Here is a 22,083-nt window from a genome sequence, read left to right as displayed (position 1 = left end):
GAGGCGCGAGGAAGGGTCCCGCCATGTATGCGAAGGAACAGCCGGAGAAGGGCGCTGGTCCACGTCACGTGGCGAACCCGCCGCGGCAAGCGGGTGCGGGAGTGCCACCTGCCGTCGGGCACATGTCCCCGCAGGCGGCCGCGGCCTTACAACGCACCGTCGGAAACACGGCGGTGGCGCGGATGCTCGAAGAGCAGCGGGACGGCACCCGTGCGGACGAACAGCCGGTGCAGCGGTCGGCGGTGCACGGCGTGCTGCGCTCGACCGGTCGGCGGCTGGACGGGCCGCTGCGCGCCGAGATGGAGGCTCGGCTCGGCACGGACTTCTCCGACGTCCGCGTGCACGCGGACACCGAAGCACGGCGCTCGGCAGCGGAGGTCGGGGCACGGGCGTACACCTCCGGCAGCCATGTGGTCATCGGCCAGGGCGGCGGGGACAAGCACACGCTGGCGCATGAGTTGACACATGTGATCCAGCAGCGCCAGGGCGCGGTGGCGGGAACCGACAACGGATCGGGCCTGAAGATCTCCGACCCGTCCGACCGCTTCGAGCGGGCGGCGGAAGCCAATGCCAGGCGTGTCATGTCCGGTCCGGCGCCCACGCATCACGACGTCGGCCCCGGCCTGCGGACAGCGGCGCGGACCGTGCCCGCCCCGCAGGTCGCAGCACCACCCGTCCGGGGGGCGGGCGGCCCGGGCCGGGAGAGCCCGGCCGAGGTGGCGGCGCTCCAGAGCGCGGCCGGCAAGCAGGCGGCGACGGCGATCGTCCAGCGGGCCGGGGAAAGCCAGACGGAAGCGGACGCCCCCGCGAGGGAGAGCACGCCGCCGGCCGACGAGGCTGCCCTGCAGGCCTCCCAGGACCCCGATGCGGTGATGGTCCGGCTCAGCGCGTCGATCGAGGCTCACACGCTCCAGGAGAAACGGAAGTTCAACTTCTGGGAACCGCACAAGAAGTGGCCGGAGCACTGGCTGCCGGAGAATACCCGGATTCGGTGGGTCCTGGAACGGCGGCTTGACCTCGGGATGGCCTTCCAGCAGGACGAACTCAGGGACATCGAGACCCTTTCGGCGAAGAGGCCGGGCTGGCTGAACAGTGTGGGCATCGGCACCCTGGCGGAGGGCAGGCTGATCGCCGAGGGCAAGGCCGGGATGGCCGGCGCGGGCAAGAAAGCGAGCGGCAAGGGCAAGGGTGGGAAGGACGCGCAGGCCGAGGCCGCGGAGCGGGAGCGCGCCGACTACTCGACCTGGCTGAAGCTCAGCCCGGGACGCCGTATCCTCGCCGCGACCCTCGCCTTCCAGACACAGGCGCCGGCCCCGGGAGCCTCCACGCCGAGTAATCCGGCCTACACCCTGGGCCGATTCATGCGGACCAACGAGCTGGGGCCCGACGATCCGGAACGGGAGACGCTGGAGAACGAACGGGACGAGCAGATCCGGGAAACGGCCGTCGACACCCTGTTCCCGGACGGCCTGCGCGAGGAGCAGAAGCACGAGTCCGCCGGCGAACACGCGACGAAGGAGATGAAAGGGCGGGACGACTTCGCCCGGAGCATCCTCACCAACGTCCTGCTCATCCTGCGGCACGGTCTCCAGGTCGCGGGGAAGGACGACAACTACGTCGACTACAAGGAGGGCGACGTCATCCGGGCGCTCGCCCACGGCGGACGCGTCAACATCCGCATCCCCGCCCTCCGCAAGGGGGAGAGCCCCCATCAGCTGCTCGACTTCCTCGGCGTCACCGAGGAAGGCACCCCGCACCAGCACACGCTGAAGCGCGGCTACGCCACGCACCGCTCCTCCATCGGCAAGAACAAGGACGGTGAGCCCGGCAGCTTCAAGGAGGAGGGCGGCGTCGGGGCGGCGGTGAAGAACAAGGTCTCGGAGTACACCCCCGGCATGACCACCGCGGAGCTGCTGGCGGTCAACTTCTCGGGCGGCGGCTTCGGAACCAAGGACTTCAACGGCGACGTCGTCCTGCCGAACGGCTCCTACGGCCACATGCTCCTGGTGTTCACCGCGCCGACCGGTGACAGGGACGGCGCCCTGCTGGTCGGCCTTGAGACGGTGGAGCCCGGCGCCCGCAGCCCGGTCGGTTATCACCACGGCGTCAGGTCCACGGAGGCGACCGCCAACCCCGAGTCCGCGCTGCACGGCCACAAGCAGGACAAGATCGGTGCCACGAGGGCGGAACTGGGGAAGATGGGCGGGGAGGACTGGCACGGCTTCCTCCAGACGATCAAGCAGGACTGGGTGGACAAGCTGAAGGCAGCCAAGGACACCGCCCAGAAGCGGAAGCTGTACGAGGAACTGGTCGGCCCGCGGGAGTAACGGGAGTAAAACGTAGTGGGGGCGCGCACTGATTGCCGGGCAGCCTTCATGGGCTGTGCCTGCGACGAACTTCCCGGCAAGATGGCGGTCCGCACCTCCGAGAACGGTCACACGGTCGAATTCACGGCAGTCGAGTGGACCGACTTCCCTAACCGGTGCCAAGCTGGGCGAATTCGACGTCACGCCACGCGGCCCGCCCTCAGGCGCCGATGACCTCCCCCAGGTACGGGCCGAACTCGCTCTCCAGGACCAGCCGTCCCAGCTTGCGGTACTCCTGCGCGACCGCCGTCACCACCTGCCGCATGGTGAGCGGCTCGCCGGACTCCGCCGCGAGGTAGGCCGCGGTCACCGCGCAGGCCCGGATCGAGCCGCCGGCCAGTTCGAAGCGGTCCGCGCAGAAGCCGAGGTCCAGGTCGCCGGCCCGGGGCAGACGATCGCCCAGGCACCGCTCCCACAAGGCGAGGCGCCGGCCGGCGTCGGGCACCGGGAAGTCGGCCACCACGTCCAGGCGGCGCGTGAACGCCTCGTCCAGGTTGGCCCGCAGGTTGGTGGTCAGCACCGCGATCCCGTCGAACGACTCCATCCGCTGGAGGAGGTACGCCGACTCGATGTTGGCGTGCCGGTCGTGCGCGTCCTTCACCTCCGAGCGCTTGCCGAAGATCGCGTCGGCCTCGTCGAAGAGCAGCACCGCGTTGACCGCCGACGCCTCGGTGAAGATCCGCTCCAGGTTCTTCTCGGTCTCCCCGACGTACTTGTCGACGACCGTGGACAGGTCCACCACGTACAGGTCCATGCCCAGGTCCGCCGCGACGACCTCGGCTGACATGGTCTTGCCGGTGCCCGACTCACCGGCGAACAGCGCGATCACGCCGCGCCCCCGGCCGCCGCCGGGCCGCATCCCCCACTGCCCGAGCACCTGCTCGCGGTGGCGGGCACGCAGCGCGAGTTCGCGCAGCCGTCGGTGCGTGGTCGGCGGCAGCACCAGGTCGTCCCAGCCGACGCCCGGCTCCACCCGGCGGGCGAGCCGGTCGAGTCCCGCGCCGTTCTGGGCCCGTACGGCGGTCTGCAGGTCGTCGGGGCGGACCGGGCGGACCGCGAGGGCGGCCGTGCGCACCGCCACGTCGGCGGCGCGGCGCACCTGCCCGGAGTCCAGGCGGTGCGCGGCGACCGCCCGGGCGAGCGCCTCGGCGTCGCCGGTCACGGAGCCGTCACCGGCGGCACCGGCGGCCCGGTCGAGGGCGTGCCGCCAGCGCGCGGCCTGCCGCTCGGGAGACGGCGCCGGCACGGTCAGGACGACGGGGGTGTCGGCCGCCCAGGCCGGGTCCCAGCCGACGGTGCCGTGCGTCAGCAGGGGGATCCCCCGCAGCGCCGTGCACAACGTCCTGAGCGTGCGGGCCCGTTCGGCGGGTTCCGCGGGCAGCGCTTCCAGCGGGCCGAGGACGACCCCGGCACCGGTCAGGCGGGCTTCGCGTGCGGCCACCCTCGCCAGCTCCGGTGCGTCGCCGGAACGCCGGGCGAGCGCCGCCGTGTCCAGGACGAGCGGGCGCGGTCCGGCCGCGCGCAGGGCCGCGGTGGCCAGGCCCTCGGCGTCGCCGCCCCGGCTGCGCAGATGCACGAGGCCCACGCCGGTCCCGGCAGCGGCAGCCGTCCGGTGGACCTCCTCCGCCTCGGCGGTGGGGTCCTCCCAGACCTCGCCGAGCACCCCGGCGAGCCGGGCGTCGGGCCGCCCGCTGCCGAGCAGGTGTCCGGTGACCCGGTCGGGAACCACCAACACCCGGGACAGCGGCGGCCGTTCCGGCTCGGTGACCTCCACCAGACCGCCCTCGATCAGCGGCGCTCCGGGGGCGAGCCGGAACCGGGCGGCTGCCGCTCCGGCGAGTCCGCACAGCTCCAGGGTGAGCCCGACCGTGGGCCGACGGCGCGTCAGGTCGTCGTTGAGGTAGCCGTAGAGCCGTTCGAACCGCGCGTCCAGGTCGGGCGCCACCGCGACCAGGAGCAGGTCCATGTCCAGCGAGGACAGACCGAACCGCCCGGCGAGTCCGTCGAGGACGGAACCGGCCGGCGGGTGCCAGGGTTCGTGGGCGGGTACGTCGAGGCCGCCCGGCTCGTCCAGGATGCGGGCCGCCGCCTCGGGGGTGAGGTACTGCCCCCGGTACGGGTCGTCGGGGTCGGGGTCGGCGGCGCGGCGGACCGCCACCGCGTGCCGCACCCGCTCCTCGACCACACGAAGCCGCGTCCACAGGTGCTCCACGTCGGCTGAGACGGCTTCGGCACCGGGTCGAGCGGAGGGCTGGGCATCGGACTGAGCATCGCGTCGAGCGGCGGGTGATGCGTCGGGTCGGTCGGCGGCATCGGCTTCGGGCCGAGCGGCCGGTTGGGTGCCAGGCCGGACAGCAGCATCGGCGCCGGGCCGAGGGTCGGGCCGGTCGGCGGCGACCGGTTCGGCTATGTGTGTCACGGCTGGCGGTCCCCCCTGCGGCGGCGCCGGGCGGGCGCGGGCCCCCGCTCGCGCGGGCCGGCGAAGCCCTCCGGGCCCGGGTCGCTCGTCTCCGTGTAGCGCAGCCGACGCCCCGGCGCCGCTTCCCCGCCCTCGCGCCGGGCGGCAGAGCGTACGACGAGTCCTTCGGTGACCGGCGGCCCGACCTCCGTGCTCACCCCGGCGAGCGGCGCCCGCACCCGCACCCCGAGCGACGCCTTCAGCTCCCCGCCGAGCGCCGACCACACGTCGGAGACGGACGGTCCGTCGAGCCCGGCCCCGGCGGTGTCCAGCCCCACGGTCAGGCCCAGCTCGGCGAGCGTGCCGGTGAGCAGCCGGGCGGGCAGCGTGCCGGTGGCCACCAGAGTGGTGAGCACCTGCGAGAGCAGCCGGTGTTCGTCCTGCGGGCGGCTCGCCCACGCCGTGACCAGGTACGTCAGCTCGAACCAGCGCGGCGGGGTGCGCCGCGCCACCAGGTACCCGTCCGTGTCGTACACCTCCCCGGCGCCGCTGCCGCGCCGGCCGGCGTCCTCGCGGATGTCGTACAGGAAGACGCAGACCGTCGGGGCACTGCGGCGCGCCGCCCAGTCCCGGGTGGGGGCGTCGAAGACCACCTCGACGCCCGATGCCTCCAGGCCGGACTCGCCGAGCAGACGGCGTAGCCCCTCGTCGACCTCGTGGATCACCGGCGGGTCACCTCGTCGGGCGGCTGCACGCTGCCGCTGACCACCAGGAAGTCGGTCTTCACCGGTGAGAACCCGGGGCCCCTGGCGGTGATGACACGCGGTCCGGTCTGGTCCTTGGCGAGGATGAGCAGCTGGCCGATGAACGTGCCGTCCGGCTCCGGCACGGTCGGCGCCGCCGCCGCGGTGATCCCCGGCTTCCAGCTGAACCGCACCGGCACTCCCGGCGGGAAGTCCTTGCCGCGCACCGAGGTGACGAAGCCGGGCTTGCCGACCTCCGGCACCGCGACGATGCGCGGCTGGAGGATGCGCAGCCGCTCCCGTGCGGTGTTGTCGTTCTTGTTCGCGTCCGTCCCGGTAGTGGTGAGTACACCGGTGACATTGCCGGTCAGCGCCTTGTCCGGGCTGAGCACAACCCGTACGACGGTGCTCGCGCCCGGCTCGAGGTCCGGCAGCGCACACACCCAGGAGCGGTCGCAGCCCGGCGGCGGCCCGTTGTTCGGAATGCCCGTGGGCAGGCCGATACGCAGCCGCAGCCCGGTCGCCGGCGCGGCGCGGCCGTTGCGCACGGTGTACGTCACCACGACGCGCCCGCCGACGTATCCGGGGTTCGGCTGGGCCGTGACCCGCACGCCGGGCCCGGCCTCGGGCTCCTCCGGTTCCGGGGGCACGGTGGGCGGCGCGGTGGTGGGCGGCGCGGTGGTGGGCGGCGCGGTGGTGGGCGGCGCGGTGGTGGGCGGCGGCGGGGTCGTCGGGGGCTGCGTGGCCTCGCGCACCGGCACCACGGTCCGGCCGGCGTTGTCGCTGGGCCGCGGATCCAGGACGGTGCCGCTGACCGACCAGTCGACCGGCGCGTCACCGGGGGTGACCCCGGTGAGGGTGACGTCCACCGGAACAGAAGCACCGGGCGGCACCACGCCCACGTCGCACTGGAGGGAGGCGGCATCGCAGGTGCCCCCGGGCCAGGTCATCCCGGTGATCCGCACGCCGGACGGCGGCGCGGCGGTCAGGCGGGTGCCGGGGGAGGCGGCGGGGCCGTGGTTCACGACGTCGACGGTGACCGTGGTGGAGTCGCCGGCGGTGACCTCCGGAACGGTGCCGGGCGCCTCGACGGCAAGGTCCACGGACTGCTGGACGGTGGGTTCCTTCTGCCGGCCCGGGAGACCGGTGGTGAGCGGCGTGATGTCGCCGGACTCGACGTCCAGCAGGCTCAGCTTCTCGGGGCTGTTGACCTCGCGCCCGGCGCGGGAGCTGTACACCAGGCCCGTGCCGTCGGCCTTCCAGGCGGCGTCCCGCGGCTGGAAGGGGCCGGTGTTCGAGGTGTCCGGCAGCTCGCGGCCGCAGGCGCCGGGCAGGTCACGCGCGGCGGCGGGCAGCAGCACCTGGCAGTCGTCGCCCGACAGGGACGTCAGCAGGATGCCGCTGCGTTCGTCGACCCGGCCGGCGCCGCTCTTGCGGTTGAAGGCGATGCTGAGTCCGTCCGGGGAGAACGCCGGACTGTCGTCAATGACCTCGCAGTCGCCCGGGCAGTCCGTGGCGCTCAGATCGCGCTGCTGGGCCAGGTTGTTCACCGGCACGGTCCAGACGTGCTTGTTGCCGCCGCCCCCGCCGATCTCCATGGTGCGGGTGAAGGCCAGCGTCGTGCCGTCGGAGGACCAGGTGGGCTGGGCGTCCTGGCCCTGGAGCTGCCCGGCCGGCGAGGTGATCTCGCCGATGATCGCGCCGGTGGCCACGTTCGCGATGAGGATACGGCTGTCCCCCGCGGCCTCTCCCACGCCGCCCGGCGAAGTCCGGGTGAAGGCAAGGTACTGGCCGTCCGGGGAGAACGTCGGGTCGGTGTCCCAGTCGTTCGGGCCACGACCCGCGAGCGGCAGCGGCGCCGCGTTGGAGCCGTCGGCGTCCACCATCCAGATCCGCTCGATCCGCCGGCCCTCGGCGTCGTTCTCGAAGCGGGTGACGACGATCCGGCGGCCGTCGGGCGTGTAGTTCTGCCGCTCGGTCCACGGGTCGTACTTGTCCCCGGGCTGGAACAGCGGGTCCTTCGCGGGATCGGTGTTGGTGTCCGCCGCCGGGTCCTCATTGAGGATCGTCAGCCCCAGGTCACGGGGGTCGGACCCGTCCATCCGGGCGTCCTGCAGTGTCACCACGTGCGCGCCGGAGAGGTCCTCGCCAGGGGCTGCCGCCGTGGTGCGCTCCACCACCACGCCGCCGCCGTCGAGCGGGCCGAGCCAGGTGGGCGAGAGGACCTCCCGGTTCTCGTTGAGCACCAGATCGGGTTCCTGGTCGGAGTGCACGGGCGAAGTGAACACATGGTCCCAGTCGCCCTCGCAGTCACAGGTGATCTCGGGACTCAGGAACAGCACCCCGTCCCCGTCGGGCTTCCACGCTGCCCCGTGGGCACGCCAGGTTGCGTACGCGCCCCCGAACAGCGGCTCGTCGCTGGTCCCGTCCGTGATCCGTAGCCGGGGCACGGACTGTCCCTCGACGGTGGTGGTGGCGGTGTACGCGATCCAGTTCCGGTTCTCGTCGTCGTTCACCGGGTTCCACGCCGGCTCGGTGGCCGCGCCGTTCGCGGGATCGGTGATCCGGGTTGCGGTGCCGCCGTCCAGGGGCCGTACGTAGATCTGCTGTCCGGCCAACGGGTCGCTGTCGCTGGAGTACGCCAGGCGCTGCCCGTCCGCGGAGACCGTCGGGGACTCCTCGTCGGAGGGGGTGTCGGTCAGCCGCGTCAGGCCGGTGCCGTCGGTGCGCACCAGCCACAGGTCGCGCTGCGTCCCGCCGTCCAGGCCGCTGGATTCGGCCGAGTCGAAGACCACGGCCCGGCCGTCCGGCGCCAGCCGGGGGTGCGCCGCGTCCATGCCGCTGGTGAGGCGGCGTACGGGCCCGTCGGCGGACCGCAGGTAGATCTGCGGGTTCTTCTCGTCGCGGCGGCTCGCGAAGACCAGCTTGTCGCCCAGGGCGGACGGCTGGACGTCGAAGTGGGCCGGGCCCTCGCCGAACAGCGGTGTGCTGGAGGTGTCGGTGGCGACCTCGCCGAGACTGCGGTGCCGGGTACCGGCGTACGCGACCCGGGTGTCCGCGGCGTCGGCCGCCCGTGGCGCGGACTCGGCGGTGCCCTGCCCGGAGGCCGCCGTCACCCCGAGCAGCGGGATCAGCAACAGCAACGACGTGCCGAATCTCCCCAGGCGGTACCGCCCGCCGGGGCCAGCGGATCCCATCACGGTCTCCCTCGCAGTCTGGTGCGGCACCTGGATGCGCCCCCGCCACCCTGCGACAGCCACGCGCGGCACGGCAGGGCTGCGGGGCCGTACCCGGGGGAAGCGCGCGGTGTGCTTTCGGGCAGTGCCGGGGTCCCCGGGTGTCGTCAGATCAGCCCGTTGCGCAGCGCATGGCCGACCGCGTGGGCCCGGTTGCGCACCTGCAGCCGCGTGATGATCTCGTGCAGGACGTTCTTGACGGTCCGTTCGGAGTACGCGGTCTTGCGGGCGATCTCCGCGGTGTCCAGGCCCTCCGACACCAGGCGCAGCATGTCCGCCTCGCGCGTGGTCAGCGTGGACAGGGACAGACCCCGCGGGTCGAGCGCCGAGCGCTGGAGGCTGCCCACGTGGCTGAGCAGCTTGCCGAGCAGGTCGCCGGGCAGCACGCCCTCGCCGTTGGCCATCGCCAGGACCAGGTGGAGGAGTTGGTCCTGGTCGGCCTCGGCGCGCCGCAGCACGGCCGCCACGCCGCACTCCAGGACGCGTTGCAGCGCGCCGGGCCCAAGGGTGCCGACCACGAGGCCCGTGCGGGTGTCGGTGTTGTGCCGCAGCCGGTGCAGCAAGGCGGTCACATCGTCGCCAACGCTGTCAACGACCACCAGCGACACCTGGGCCCGCTCCGCGTCGTCGTCGGCGAGCAGGTCGACCTCGGGGCGCTGGCGCAACTGCTGAACGACGCCGACGCACAGGACCGGATCGGCGGCGTAGACGGCCACGGTCACCCGGTCCGGGCGACCGGGGCGAGAGGCCCAGTGCGTGGAGCCGGCCTGGGCGGGCTCACGTGATGTGACTGTGGACATGGCTGGACTGTTCTCCTCTGCGCATAACATGGGGCTTGCCTGTTCCATGAGTTCGTGAAGGGGAGGGTGCAGGGGCAGGGCGACCACCGGAAGGCGGCGCGCGGGAGGCGGCGGGCCACATCAACGGCTCACGGTTACAAGGAAGTTGACCTTGACTTCCCGGGCACCGCGACTGCCCGGGCGTTGCCCTCGCGCTTCTCGTGGCGCCCCCGGGCGCGGTCCTAGCGTGGTGGTGTGACGCCTTCTGCAGCCTCTTCCGGTCCCGGCGCGCCCAGCCTCGACATCCCGGAGGTCACGGTGGCCCCCGGCGGCACCGCCACCACCAGTCTGACCGTCCGCAACGACAGCGACATCGTCGAGGCGTACAGCCTGGAGGTCATCGGGGACTGCGCCTCCTGGACCGCCGTCGAACCCGCGCGGGTCTCTCTCTATCCCGGCACCTCCGAAACGGTGACGATCCGTCTGGAGCCACCACGCTCTCCGGAGATCCGGGCCGGTGACATGCCCCTCGGTGTGCGGGTCCTGCCGACCGAGCACCCCGAGTCGGTGCGGGTCCCCGAAACCACCGTGCACGTACAGGAGTTCCACGAGCTGCGTACCGAGCTGGCCCCGCGCCGTCGGCGCGGCTGGCTGCGCGGCCGCTACCGGCTGGCGGTGCGCAACCAGGGCAACACCCCGGTGCAGGTGGGCTTCACCCCCGGCCAGGCGGGCGAGGAGCTGGGGTTCGTCTTCAGCCCGGCGGAGCCGAAGCTGGAGCCCGGGGAGTCGACCGAGGTCGGGCTGCGGGTCCGCACGGGCAAGCCCGTATGGTTCGGCGCCCCCGTGGTGTGGCCGTTCACCGTGGACACCGCCGAATCCGGTGACCAGGAGGAGCCTCAGCGGGACGAGACCGCCGTCCGGGCGCCGCTGGACGCCGAGTTCGTCCAGATCCCGGTCTTTCCCAGGTGGCTGCTCGTGGTGCTCGCGGCGCTGCTCGCACTGTTGCTCGCCTGGTTCGCACTGGTCCGCCCGGCGGTGCGCAGTGCCGCCAAGGAAGCAGCCAACGAGGCGGTCCAGGCGCGTCCCACGCCCGCCGGGGAGCAGGGCGGGCAGACTCCGGGCACCGGTGGCGGCGCCGGTTCGGACGCCAGTCCCGGCGGCCAGGAGACGGGCGCACCGTCCGGACCGGGCGGCGACGGTACCTCCGTCGGCGACGGCCTGCAGAGCTCGGAGACCATCGACGTGCAGACGTCCGGTGGGGAGACCAAGACCGGTACCTACCGGGTGCCCGAGGACAGTGTCTTCGAGGTCACGGACATCGTTGTCGCCAACTTCCAGGGCGACGAAGGAGTGCTGACGATCACGTTCGGCAACCGTAAGATCACCACGATCGCGCTGGAGACCTTCCGTAACCAGGACTATCACTGGGTGACCCCTATCAAGATCCCTGAGAACGACACCGTGACCGTCGAAGTGACCTGTGAGAAGCCGGGCACACCGGCCACCGGCCGTCGGGCGCAAGGGTGCCACGAGGTCCTGAACGTGAGCGGTGTGCTCAGCCGCACCACGCAGCAGTGAATCGCGCCTCACGCCCCGAGACATTGTTGATCTGTGTAGGCGCCATTTGCAAAGAGCGGTATCTTGCTCCGTCTGGAAATCGATAACCCGGGTCTGAAAAACGGCACCCGGCCCTGGACGGAAGCATCCCGCCCCGACGCCCACACCCTGTCCGGCGACCGGACCACAGCCACCGATCCGTACCGGACCAAACCGTTCGCCGAGTGGAAACAGGGAGCCGTCGCAGGTCCCCCTCCTGTACCCGTCCGGCCTCCTGCGGCAGCGAGCCCGCTCATCCCGGGCCGGCCCCTCATCCTGGCGAGGGGGGTCTGCGGGCGGTTGTGTCGTCCAGGCAGCTCCGGTGGGTCAGGCGGTACGACCTCAAGTAGGCGCCGTCGCTTCCCAAGCTGAGAGCGCGAGTTCGATTCTCGTCACCCGCTCTTCTTGAAGCCCCAGGTCAGCGGCCTGGGGCTGTACTTGTCGGTGAGCCATTGTTGCGTTTTCACAGCGCCCCTGCGCCCCGAGATTGGGCACACAGAGGGCACGGGTGCCTTGAGATGGCAGCCGATCACGTCGCGGCGCGGCAGTGACCTGGGCTTTCACGCAGATGAGCGGGAGGTGAGCCCTCAGCCCACCGTTCCCGGATGGCGGCAGACATCCGCCCTGCACGCGCTTCGTTGTGGGCGATGAACAAGTTCCTTGCGAGAGCAGGCACTTGACCACGGAGGATCCTGCGTCAGAGCGGGAGGTCGTCGGGGAGTACCCGGAACGCCTTGTGACGGCCCAGCGGGCGTACGTCCCGGAAGTCTCGTCGGTGGAGGGTGAGAATCGCGCCCGTATCGTAGTCGGCGGCAACCGCCACGTTCACCGCGTCGGCGCGGTCGAGGTCCAGCGCGCGGTAGGGGACACGGACGGACTGGGCGGCGCCCAAGTGGTCCCCGGTGATCTCCGGCAGGACGACACGGCCCCGGCTCATCCAGCGCCGCAGGTCGTCGACCGCGCTGACGGCAGTCTCCCTGCCGGGCTCACGCGTCGCCACGCATCCAGTTCGGCCAGCAGGAGCGGAGACATGACCAGCAAACCCACCGCCATGATCGCCTCGTTCGCCGCCCCGTGTTCCGGATGAGCCGAGTCCAGGGCTGCCAGCAGCCCGGACGTATCGGCCATGACGATGATCACGCAGCGGTTTCTGGTCCGGAGTCGGTCTCACGCCGAACAGCGCCGGTGGCCGCGGCACCGACACCTCGGTCTTGGGACGCTGCGGGAGCGGGGGGCGAGAGGCCGCCGTAGAAGGGTCGGCACTGAGTGACGGGGCACCGCTGTCAGGGCCCACCCCGGTTCGAGGTCGGCTGACCTCTGCGCGGACGATGGCGGGATGATGGCCGCTATGCGCATCCGCATCGACGCCGTCGACCTGCCCGGCCTCACCAGCCCCGCCCTTGTCGGCGGCGAGATCCCCGCCCACGGCAACCTTCACGTCGCTGTGCAACGCCGCGACCGTCCGGACGAAGTCCTTGAGCCACAGCCCGGCGACGGACCGTCCGCGACATGGACCCTGGAGTGCACCGCGAGCGCCTCACCGACCGGCACCGAGGTCAGAGGCCCCTACGTGCAGGACCGTCTGGGCCGACGGTTCATCTATCTGGCGTGGGGCACGGTCGACGAGTCGGGTACCTTCACGATGTTCCGCCGCGCCAAGCTCATGCTCGACGTCATCCCCACCGACGTACTCGCCGCAGCCGCACGCGACGGGCTGCTGGTCGGACACCTCGGCCTGACCGACGCGCAGGGCGGGCCCCTGTGCGCACGCGTCGAGCCCCCTCACATCACCTGGACCGCCGCACGCACCAGCTAGGAGCGGTTGCATACCGCCCCTCGCAGGCATCGCTTGCGCGCCGTGCGCGGTCGAATATCACCGAGGTGAAGCCGGACGGACACGGGGATTCTCGTGGCGGCCGGCGCGGCACTGTTCGATGTGGTAGCCGTTCGAGCGGAGCGGCGGCCGGCAGCCCGGCGAAAGTATCTGACCGGCGAACCGGCCACCCGCCCGGTGGACGACATGGGGATGCCCACACGAGCCGCCGTGGCTACGGCCGTCGGCATCGTGTTTTTCCGGGCCGTTGTGACCTTCCTCGCGGTAGGGGGGTCTCGGCGGGGTGCCCGTTTCCCCATCCGTCAACGACGATGGCAGCGGCACATGGCGCGTCGACGGAGGTCGTGGCGCTGTGGCCGGAAGCGTTCGACAGGAACGCTTCATCCGCGCGGATCAATATCTTCATCCGCGAAGTGAGAAATAGGCACGGTGCACGGCGAGTATTCCTCGATCACGGACCCGAGCAGAATTACTGACCGAACAGGGTCGCTCGCACCGTGCTAACGTCGTTCTCAGTTGCAGGTGTGGTTGCCAGAAGGTTCATTTCCCGACGGTCCAATCAGCACGGCGACGCGGAATCCGCACAGGGCGGATTCCGGGCTTCGTCTCCGAAGGAGAAATGACATGGCTACTGGCACCGTGAAGTGGTTCAACGCGGAAAAGGGCTTCGGCTTCATCGAGCAGGACGGCGGCGGCGCCGACGTCTTCGCCCACTACTCGAACATCGCCGCCCAGGGCTTCCGTGAGCTGCTGGAAGGCCAGAAGGTGTCCTTCGACATCGCGCAGGGCCAGAAGGGCCCGACCGCCGAGAACATCGTTCCCGCCTGACACAGGCAGCAACGCATACTTCGTAGCTGGGGCCCGCACCTTGAGGTGCGGGCCCCAGCTCGCTGCATTTCAGGGCGCGTTAACGGGAAGGCCCCACCTAATCACCGAGCGGGGACGAATTACCCTTCGATCAACTCAACGCCCGGCGTCTCCGGCTCGTTCTCGCGATTCTCTGCGCCTTTCATTTTGCTGCGGAAATTCCTTGCTACGTGCCTACGCTCCACATCGAGGAAGGTTCCGCTTGAACCGCGCACGCACCGCACGCACGACCCGTACCTACGAGCGCTCCCGGGGTTCTGCCGCCGAGCGCTCGAGGGCTCCGCGGCGTACCAGGGACTACGGACGTCGCCCGGCCACACCCCAGGGCGAGTTCGCGCTGCCGGTGACGATCACGCCCGCGCTGTCCGCCGTCGAGTCGTTCGCCGACCTCGCCCTGCCGGAACCGTTGATAGCCACGCTCGGCCACGAGGGCGTGACCGTACCGTTCCCCATCCAGGGGGCGACCCTGCCGAACTCCCTCGCCGGACGTGACGTGCTCGGCCGCGGCCGTACCGGCTCGGGCAAGACCCTGGCCTTCGGCCTCGCGGTGCTGGCCCGTACAGCGGGTCGGCGCGCAGAGCCAGGGCGGCCGCTCGCCCTGGTCCTGGTCCCCACCCGCGAGCTCGCCCAGCAGGTGACCGACGCGCTCACCCCGTACGCCCGTGCCGTGAGGCTGCGGCTGGCGACCGTGGTCGGCGGGATGTCCATCGGCAGGCAGGCCGGTGTGCTGCGGGGCGGCGCGGAGGTCGTCGTCGCGACGCCGGGGCGGCTCAAGGACCTCATCGGCCGTGGCGACTGCCGGCTGGACGACGTCGCCATCACCGTCCTCGACGAGGCCGACCAGATGGCGGACATGGGATTCATGCCGCAGGTCACCGGCGGGGGCGTTCTGCGACGGGCGCGGTGATGACGACGGGGACACCGGAAGGGGCCTGGGCCCCGGTGATGCGGCTCAGTTCCGCCTCACCCGAACGTACAGGGGTGATCCGGGGGCTGATGCCGGCCGCGGCCATCAGCCGGTTCATGCCGCGGCGCTGGCCGGGGGTCGCGCAGTGTCTTCCGCGGCTTCCTCGTCCCGAGGCCGCCGCGACCGCCCTGCCCAGGGGCGCGCCACCGGACGAGCCGGGCGGCGCAGGGCGCAGCGGCCCGCCTTCGACCCGCGGGCCCCGGCCGTCCTCGCCCTCTCCCGCTGATCCACCTCACCCCGATCAGCTCGTTCTCCTTCTCTCTGTGAGGGCATCATGCGCTGTGTCATCGCCCGGTATCCGTTCGACCTGAGCAAGAGCGGAGTGCTGGCCTCGATGAAGGGCGTCACGCCTGAGATCGTTACGGGTGAGTCCGTGACCATCGGCCGCCGCCGCTACCCCGTCAAGCGGGTGGGCGAGGTCGTCACCCGACAAGACCGCCGCGACTTCACCAGCAGCGAAGTCATCCGGGGCCATGACCCGCCTCGGCTTCACCTGCCATACCCGCCCCGACGCCGCGCCCGTGCGGGTCTCCGCTCCGCTCCAGACCTCGTCGGCACTGCTCGGCGCCGCCTGCCTGGACGGATGAGGACGGGCGGCAAACCGCCATTCGGATTCCGGTGAGGGCCCTGCCGACACGTGTCGGCAGGGCCCTCACGGCCGTCCCGCTGTCCGCTGTCCGCTGTCCGCAATGGATCGCCGGCCACTGAGGTCAGCGCCACCTGACGGCCCGGCCCGAGAGGCCGCGCGGCAGTATCGCCGCCCACGACGACTGCGCCACCCGTCATTGCAGGTCACAGGCTACCTATCCCGTATCTATCCCCTCGGGCAGGTGAAATCTACTCTTGCCAGAGTAGACATTGAGCTCTGACATGGTTAGCCTTTTCACGTCGACACAGGTCAAGGGAAACCCGGCAGACACGAACTGGCGGGTTGCAGTACATGAAGTTCGCAGAGCAGTGCAGTTCTGGTTCAAAGGAAGGACGGAGGACGCAGACGCCATCAGGATCGCCCGGCCCGAGACGCACTCGGCCGGGTACCGCAAGACCCCGGATTGGAAGGTGGTCCCCGGTCACGCAGCCGCGATCCCCGTACACCCCCCTTGTGCAGGGCTGGTAGCGGGAAGAAGGTCGGCAGAGCATTAGGGCCGACGGATGGTGTTGAATTTCCTTCGGGGCCCTGGTGCCGTACGGCATCAGGGCCCCTCGACGCGTTGCATAACGAGGTGACATGACAGCAGACAACCCCCTCAGTGATCGTCTGGACGACGACGACTACCCCGCGTACACCATGGGGCGGGCCGCCGAGATGCTCGGCGCCACCCCGGCTTTCCTCCGAGCCCTCGGTGAGGCTCGTCTGATCACTCCTCTCCGCTCGGAGGGCGGACACCGCCGGTACTCCCGCTACCAACTGCGGATCGCCGCGCGGGCCCGCGAGCTCGTCGACAAGGGCACCCCGATCGAGGCCGCGTGCCGCATCGTCATCCTCGAGGACCAGCTTGAGGAAGCTCAGCGCATCAACGCCGAGTATCGTCGGCGCGCCGAGCAAGAAGCGCCCGACGCTTCCTTTCCCGCTTCCAGCTGATCAAGCGGGCGCGCTCCGGTCGGCTCGCACATGCGCGACGCCCGACCGCCCATGAGCGCCCGCCTGGGACAGTAGGCTCTGTTCCCCGGTCAGCCTCCCCTGCGGGCGGCGACGCCTGCGCGGCCTGTCCCTCACCATGATCTCGCCCGGGCGGGACTTGGTGCCGTCCGGGGCCGGGGCAGGATCAGTTCAGTTCGAATACGCCGTACGAGACTTGATGTACCGAGACGGCTGCCAGGACGCACAGCAAGTTGGCAGGGGCGGCGACAAGGGAGCCGATGTGAAGGCCACCGATCCCCACGGCCGTCGCTGGGTGATCCAGTGCAAGCATCGCAAAGACGGCTGGTCGGGATCAGCAGTCGGCGCGCCCGACCTCTACGTCCTCAACGGCACAGGCCGCCAGGTACACGGCGGCGACGTCTTGGTCATGCTCACCAACGGCCGCTTCTCCAAGCCTGCCCTCGAATTCGCCGAGTCCCAGAGCCTCCACCTCGTCGACCGCCACCTCCTCGCCCAGTGGGCCAGCGCCCCTTGCGTCCCGGGTCACACGGTGGGTGGCGAGCACTCGATGTCGGCGACCGCTGTGACCGCGGAAGGCGCCTGGCCCGGTGCGGAGCCCGCGGGCTCGTCGAGCCTGCGGGCGGTGTGGATCCGGAGAAGTCCTTCGATGCCGCGCAGCAGGGTCTCGCCGGCCAGGTCGGGGTCGCCGAGGTAGCCGGCGCTCATCGCGCCGTCCCGGAGCATGACGAAGTGCCGCCCGGCGTGCTCGGCCTGTTCGGCCGTGATCGTGGCGAACAGTGCGGTGACCGTCTGCAGGAACCATTCGCGGTGCTGCACGACGGCTCGGTGGACCGGGTTGCCGGGGTCGGGGAATTCCGCTGCCGCGTTGAGGAAGGCACATCCGCGGTAACCGGGCGAGCGGATCTGCTCGACCAGGGACGTACCGATGCCTCGGAGGATGGCGTCGGTCGGCACGTCCGTGGACATCAGGGAGCCGATCTGACCGCGGATCGCCTGGTCGACGCTTCCGATGTAGGCGAGGGCGAGGTCGTCCTTGCTTCGGAAGTGGCGGTAGAAGGTGGCGTTGGTGACCTTCGCCTCGGCGACGAGGCGGTCCACGCCCACCGTGTGGATGCCCTCCGCGTAGAAGAGCTGCCCGGCGGTCCTCAGAAGCCGCTCCCGGGCCGCCGAGACCCGCCCGCCAGTGCCTGTGCCGGCTTCCGTCCGTGTCATACCGCCCATGGTAGCGGGTAGAACGCTCTCTCTTGTTTTCGCCGAAGGGGTGTGCCAGGCTGCGGCCAGGAGAGAACGTTCTCTCTACCTGCACTCACTGGAGAATCCCATGGCATCCACCGCCTCCGCCGAGCACGTCACCGCCACACCCGCCCTGCGTCGGCTGTACGTCATCCGCTTCGCCTTCGCCGCCGCGTGGGCCGTGCTTCTGATGGTGTCCGGCTCGGACCTCACCCTCGGAGCCCAACTGCTGCTGGTTCTCTATCCGGCCTTCGACGTGGCCGCGGCTGTCGTCGATGCCTGGTCCGGGCGCGCCGGCGGACCGGTCAGGGGCCTGTACGTCAACATCGCCGTCAGCTCGCTCGCCGCCATCGGTATCGCGGTCGCCGGCACCTCGGGTGTCGCCGATGTGCTGCGCGTCTGGGGCGCGTGGGCAGTGCTCTCCGGGCTGGTCCAGCTCCTCGTGGGCGTCGCGCGCCGGCCGATGGGCGGACAGTGGGCCATGATCATCAGCGGCGGTATCTCGGTGCTGGCCGGCGCGACCTTCTTCCGAAGCGCCTCCCAGGACGACCCTTCGCTGACCGCCCTCGCCGGCTATGCCGCGCTCGGAGGGATCTTCTTCCTCGTCTCGGCGTTCCGCCTGTCCCGCCCGACATCGATGCCGTCTCGGTGACCATCTCTCGCCGCAAAGCCGTTGGGCGAGGACCGCCTCGTCATGGGTGGGCCAGGGGTGGCGTCCGGCCACTCGGCCGCCGACCCCTGGTTACGAGCCCCATGGACGACGTCGTGCCCCGGGACGGCGCCCCGGCGTCGGACGGCCCTGTGGAATGGATGAAGGCCCAAGTCACCGACTTGGGCCTCCTTCGTTGTCTCCTGCCTGAGCGCCTCGGCGACCTCCGTCTCGGGGCGCGCGGTCAGCCCCTCCCCGGTCCGAGCCGGAAGCGCTGACTGCCTGTGCCTGCACAGGGCCGGATCAGCCCCGTGCAAGCGGTCAAGATCGGCTCAGCAGGTTCAGCGTGTTGGTTGCGTCGTCGACAAAGTAGACCCGGTCGGGGTTTTCGGCGACCGCGAGCCCGAACAGCGCGCCCGCTCCCGGCGGCATACCGCTCCTGTCGAGCGTACGCACCGCCACTTGGGCGCCGCCCGGGGTGGTCTCGACGATCTTGCCGTCACCGTCGTTGACGGTGAGGATGTGGCCGTTCGGAGCGATTGCCAACCCGAGCGGGCCGTTGAGGTGCCGGTCGGTGGTGACCACTCGGCCGGTGCCGTCGCTGGTGTCCCGCTTCACCGCGTCCGGGATCGCGGTGATGCGGTTGTCCTCGGTGTCCGCCACGTAGAGCGTCCCATCCCGCAGGCCGACACCCGTCGGCCCGATCACGAGGGCCGTCGGGTCGGTCTTCTGCGCGAAACCCGAACCGATCACGGTCGTGGCCACACGGGTCGGCGGCCGGTCGTCGTGGCGTTGCAGGGTGATCCGCAGCACGGTGCCCCGCCGCACGACGTCGCCGCCGCCGGCGACCGTACCGTTGAGCACGTTGGTGACGAACAGTTCGGTTTTGTCGTCGTGGCTTGTCGCGGTCATGTCCCAGGGACCGTTGATCCCCTTGCCACTGAGGGTCTCGCGGACCTTGCCGTGCTTGTCCAGCACGATCAGGCACCCGGCCTTCGCCGTGGCGGAAGTGCCATCGGCCGTCGGCAGGCTCCCCACCACCACCCAGCCGCCCGGCAGGATGGACAGTGCGGTCGTCAGCCCCACGCCCCCGGGGCACGGTCCTGGCAGCTTGCTCGGGTCGATCTGAGCGAACAGTCTGGTCTCGCCCTTGGGACTGATCTGCACGAGCGTGGTCCCCGTGCCCTGCTGGTTCGCGGCGTTGTTGAAATTGCTGACCAGCACGTCGCCGCGCCGCAAATCACCGGTGGTCTTCTTGACCAGGGCGGTGCCGTACGGGTTCAGGTCACCGTTCTCCGGAACCGTCGACGCGACGGTGGAGACGGTGTGCAGCGGCCCGAGGAACGGCTTCCCGTCCCCGCCCACCGGCGCGGCGGATGCCGTCTGACCCACCGTCACGATCGCTGTCACCGCGGTGATGGCCACCGCCGCGAGACGCGAACCGAAATCAAGCCTCATCAGAGTCCTACCTCCTCAGCGTCGTGGGGCCGTCCTGCGGCCCCATCGACGGTCACAGAGAGTTGCCGGTCATCACATAAACGAACCCCGTGGCACATCGCACGTCAAAGAGAGCCGGATGTGTGACCCGGGCCGCTGATCGAGGCAGGCCGCCGGTGCGCCGGAGTGACGGCCGAATGTCCGTGACGAGACTGTCTCGGCCAGAACGGCAGCTCATCGTTCCCTGTCACAGCGCGCCACCCGATCTCACGGATCAGAAGGCCCAGGTCAAGCCCCGGGCCTTCTCCGTTCCACCGCGTGCCCTCGGGTCTTCGTGCTGTCCCAGCCGAATCAGGCACCGTGCGTCACGTCTGCGCCAGGTCGCCCGGATACCCCTGCCTCGGTCCCGCCCGGGCAGATACGTCCATAGGTCCGGGCGAGTACGCACACCGCGTCGGCCATGGCCCGACGCAGTTCTTCCGGCGCGACGACCTCGACATCGATTCCGAGCCGCAGCAGCTCGCCACACGCGTGCTCCGTGCTCTCGGTCGGGATGACGGCCTCGCTCCAGCCGTCGCCGCCAACCGCGGTTGCGGTGGCGTCGAATGCCCGTACCACCTCAGGGGGGACGTTGGCAGCCAGCCGCTCGCGCCCCCTCGGTGAGAGTCGGACGGTGGCGGTGCCCGTATAACGACGCGTGTGGAAGTCGTCCAGGTAGGACGACCAGTACTCACCCAGGACGAAGCCCTCCGGCCGTTCGAAGCGCTCATCGCTCAGAACCGCGTCGAGGACCTGGGTGATCCGGTAGGTGGCGGTCCGGCCCCTGGCGGCTGCCACGAGGTACCAGGTACCGGACTTCAGCACCAGGCCATAGGGATACAGCCGACGGTCCACCTCTTGCGGTTCGCGCCAACGGCGGTACCGCACATCCACCGCTCGCCGGCTGAACACCGCGTCCACGAGCAGAGGCAGATACGGGGTCGCCTCGGCTTCTCGATACCAGCCCGGAGCGTCCAAGTGGAACACCGCGTCGGTGCGCATCGCCTCTTCGCGCATGCCTGCGGGCAGTGCGGCCAACAACTTCAGCCGCGTCGCGGCCACTTCCTCCGCGAGCCCCAGATCGGCGGCGGGCGTGGGCAGTCCTGCGAGGAACAGCGCCCTGGCCTCGCGCTCGCTCAAGCCGGTGAGGCGGGTGCGGTAGCCATCGAGCAGCTGATAGCCGCCGGTGCGGCCCTGTTCGGCGTAGACCGGGACCCCGATGGCCTGCAGACGGTCCAGGTCGCGGTAGGCGGTGCGTACGGAGACCCCCAACTCATCGGCCAGCCGTCGTGCCGACATGCGGCCACGGGTCTGGAGCAACAGCAGCATCGACAGCAACCGGTCGGCGGACATACGAGGATTCTGCTCCGAAACACTGACAGGCCCTGGCACACCTGGGCCCTACCGTCGGCCCGGGTCGGTCCAGCCGGCTCGGAGTGTGTGAGAGAGAGAACGGAGTCCGCTGTGCCCGGAACCGACCCCGCCGGCCACCCTGCTGTGTTCGAGCTGCGCCAGTACACCCTGCGCCCCGGCCGGCGGGACGAACTCATCGAGTTGTTCGACAGGGAGTTCGTCGAAACGCAGGAAGAGACCGGAATGATCGTCCTCGGCCAGTTCCGCGACCTCGACGATCCGGACCGTTTCGTCTGGCTGCGCGGCTTCACGGACATGGAGGCCCGGCGGCAGGCCCTGTCAGCCTTCTACGGCGGGCCGGTCTGGGCCGCGCACGGCCCCCGGGCCAACGCCACCATGGTCGATTCCGACAATGTCCTGCTGCTGCGGCCCGCACCGGCCTGGCGCGGCCTCGCGGTGCTCCCGTCCGAACGGCGGCAGCCAGGCGCAGCGGCAGTGGACCGGTTCGTGGCCGCCGCACTGTGGCACTTCCCTCCGAACACCCACGACGGCACCGGACTGATCCAGGACGGCCTCGTTCCGCTACTGCGGCAGACAGGGCCCGCACCACTCGCCGTACTCACCACGGAGACGGCAGCCAACACCTTCCCCAGGCTCCCGGTCCGCACCGGGGAGAACGTCGTCGCGGTCTTCACCTCGTACCCGGATGAGAACGCTCACCGCCGCCACCTCGCTGATGCGATGGCCCATCCCCTCGTACGGAACGAGATTCTTCCGGACATCGAGCGGGCGCAGAGCGCAGCACCCCGGTTCCTGCGGCTGGCGCCCACCGTCCGCTCACTTGTCCGCTGAGGGGACGGGGCGCCCTCTCTCACATCTGCCCCGCCGGGGCGCCGAGCCTGGGGCCGACGGGCGGGCCCGCCCGGACCCGCCCGCCCCCCCCCCCCCCCCAGAAAAACAACGTTTTAATTTTTTTTGACCCC

14 protein-coding genes and 5 pseudogenes are annotated in these 22,083 nt (G+C 70.8%); 10 read left to right on the top strand and 9 right to left on the bottom strand.

What is annotated here, in order from left to right; all coding sequences use genetic code 11:
- The first annotated feature begins 122 nt into the window (after positions 1-122).
- Positions 123-2,327 (top strand): eCIS core domain-containing protein, encoded by a 2,205-nt coding sequence (locus tag ACFRKB_RS23440; protein ID WP_383108311.1) that lies wholly within the window; start codon positions 123-125, stop codon positions 2,325-2,327.
- Positions 2,328-2,526: 199 nt separating this feature from the next.
- Here ACFRKB_RS23440 and ACFRKB_RS23435 read toward each other — a convergent pair whose 3' ends face one another.
- From ACFRKB_RS23435 to ACFRKB_RS23420, 4 genes are all read right to left on the bottom strand, one after another.
- A complete protein-coding gene (locus tag ACFRKB_RS23435) occupies positions 2,527-4,578 on the bottom strand; it encodes an AAA family ATPase (protein ID WP_383108310.1) in 2,052 nt (683 codons plus the stop codon).
- Positions 4,579-4,781: 203 nt separating this feature from the next.
- On the bottom strand, positions 4,782-5,489 hold the full coding sequence (locus ACFRKB_RS23430; RefSeq protein WP_383108308.1) for a Pvc16 family protein: 708 nt from the start codon (positions 5,487-5,489) through the stop codon (positions 4,782-4,784).
- On the bottom strand, positions 5,486-8,704 hold the full coding sequence (locus ACFRKB_RS23425; RefSeq protein WP_383108307.1) for a hypothetical protein: 3,219 nt from the start codon (positions 8,702-8,704) through the stop codon (positions 5,486-5,488). Before ACFRKB_RS23425 ends, ACFRKB_RS23430 begins: the two co-directional genes overlap by 4 nt.
- Before the next feature lie 146 nt (positions 8,705-8,850).
- Positions 8,851-9,543 carry a helix-turn-helix transcriptional regulator gene (locus tag ACFRKB_RS23420; protein ID WP_383108306.1) on the bottom strand — a complete coding sequence of 231 codons (693 nt, stop codon included), beginning with the start codon at positions 9,541-9,543 and terminating at the stop codon, positions 8,851-8,853.
- A 234-nt stretch (positions 9,544-9,777) separates the two neighbouring features.
- Between ACFRKB_RS23420 and ACFRKB_RS23415 the strand changes: the two genes are divergently transcribed.
- On the top strand, positions 9,778-11,100 hold the full coding sequence (locus ACFRKB_RS23415) for a COG1470 family protein (RefSeq protein ID WP_383108305.1): 1,323 nt from the start codon (positions 9,778-9,780) through the stop codon (positions 11,098-11,100).
- Between the two features lie 715 nt (positions 11,101-11,815).
- On the opposite strand, the pseudogene ACFRKB_RS23410 reads toward ACFRKB_RS23415, so the two are convergent.
- Positions 11,816-12,258, bottom strand: a pseudogene (locus ACFRKB_RS23410) (PIN domain-containing protein).
- A 208-nt stretch (positions 12,259-12,466) separates the two neighbouring features.
- Here ACFRKB_RS23410 and ACFRKB_RS23405 point away from each other — a divergent pair.
- From ACFRKB_RS23405 to ACFRKB_RS23395, 3 genes and pseudogenes are all read left to right on the top strand, one after another.
- Positions 12,467-12,934 carry a DUF5990 family protein gene (locus ACFRKB_RS23405; protein ID WP_383108304.1) on the top strand — a complete coding sequence of 156 codons (468 nt, stop codon included), beginning with the start codon at positions 12,467-12,469 and terminating at the stop codon, positions 12,932-12,934.
- 642 nt (positions 12,935-13,576) lie between these two features.
- Entirely contained in the window at positions 13,577-13,780 is a 204-nt protein-coding gene (locus tag ACFRKB_RS23400) for a cold-shock protein (RefSeq protein ID WP_004986771.1), read from the top strand.
- A gap of 241 nt (positions 13,781-14,021) precedes the next feature.
- Positions 14,022-14,696, top strand: a pseudogene (locus tag ACFRKB_RS23395) (DEAD/DEAH box helicase); the annotation flags it as partial.
- Here the strand turns inward: ACFRKB_RS23395 and ACFRKB_RS23390 are convergent.
- Positions 14,695-14,865 (bottom strand): annotated as a pseudogene (locus ACFRKB_RS23390) (DEAD/DEAH box helicase); the annotation flags it as partial. The pseudogenes ACFRKB_RS23395 and ACFRKB_RS23390 overlap by 2 nt on opposite strands.
- Positions 14,866-15,060: 195 nt before the next feature.
- Here ACFRKB_RS23390 and ACFRKB_RS23385 point away from each other — a divergent pair.
- The 3 genes and pseudogenes from ACFRKB_RS23385 to ACFRKB_RS23375 all read left to right on the top strand — a co-directional run.
- Positions 15,061-15,373, top strand: a pseudogene (locus tag ACFRKB_RS23385) (SCO5918 family protein).
- 641 nt (positions 15,374-16,014) lie between these two features.
- Positions 16,015-16,368, top strand: coding sequence for a MerR family transcriptional regulator (locus tag ACFRKB_RS23380; protein ID WP_350960020.1), 354 nt, complete (start codon positions 16,015-16,017; stop codon positions 16,366-16,368).
- A 190-nt stretch (positions 16,369-16,558) separates the two neighbouring features.
- Positions 16,559-16,894 (top strand): annotated as a pseudogene (locus ACFRKB_RS23375) (restriction endonuclease); the annotation flags it as partial.
- 17 nt (positions 16,895-16,911) lie between these two features.
- Here ACFRKB_RS23375 and ACFRKB_RS23370 read toward each other — a convergent pair.
- Positions 16,912-17,601: a TetR/AcrR family transcriptional regulator gene (locus ACFRKB_RS23370; protein WP_383108302.1), complete on the bottom strand. Its 690-nt coding sequence runs from the start codon at positions 17,599-17,601 to the stop codon at positions 16,912-16,914.
- Positions 17,602-17,710: 109 nt separating this feature from the next.
- Between ACFRKB_RS23370 and ACFRKB_RS23365 the strand changes: the two genes are divergently transcribed.
- On the top strand, positions 17,711-18,274 hold the full coding sequence (locus ACFRKB_RS23365; RefSeq protein WP_383108301.1) for a hypothetical protein: 564 nt from the start codon (positions 17,711-17,713) through the stop codon (positions 18,272-18,274).
- A gap of 318 nt (positions 18,275-18,592) precedes the next feature.
- On the opposite strand, the gene ACFRKB_RS23360 is transcribed toward ACFRKB_RS23365, so the two are convergent.
- Together ACFRKB_RS23360 and ACFRKB_RS23355 are read right to left on the bottom strand one after the other, a co-directional pair.
- The gene (locus ACFRKB_RS23360; protein WP_383108300.1) at positions 18,593-19,729 is read right to left on the bottom strand and encodes an NHL repeat-containing protein; all 1,137 of its coding nucleotides are present in this window, start codon (positions 19,727-19,729) and stop codon (positions 18,593-18,595) included.
- 330 nt (positions 19,730-20,059) lie between these two features.
- Complete coding sequence (locus ACFRKB_RS23355) at positions 20,060-21,100, bottom strand: helix-turn-helix transcriptional regulator (RefSeq protein WP_383108298.1); 1,041 nt, start codon at positions 21,098-21,100, stop codon at positions 20,060-20,062.
- 111 nt (positions 21,101-21,211) lie between these two features.
- On the opposite strand from ACFRKB_RS23355, the gene ACFRKB_RS23350 reads away from it, so the two are divergent.
- On the top strand, positions 21,212-21,952 hold the full coding sequence (locus ACFRKB_RS23350) for an NIPSNAP family protein (RefSeq protein WP_383108297.1): 741 nt from the start codon (positions 21,212-21,214) through the stop codon (positions 21,950-21,952).
- Positions 21,953-22,083 lie beyond the last annotated feature (131 nt).

The sequence above is a fragment of the Streptomyces scopuliridis genome (genome assembly GCF_042790125.1).
In the GTDB taxonomy this organism is placed as follows: Bacteria; Actinomycetota; Actinomycetes; order Streptomycetales; family Streptomycetaceae; genus Streptomyces; species Streptomyces scopuliridis_A.
Note: the sequence above shows the minus strand (reverse complement) of the source record. Positions and strands in the feature narration are given on the sequence as shown.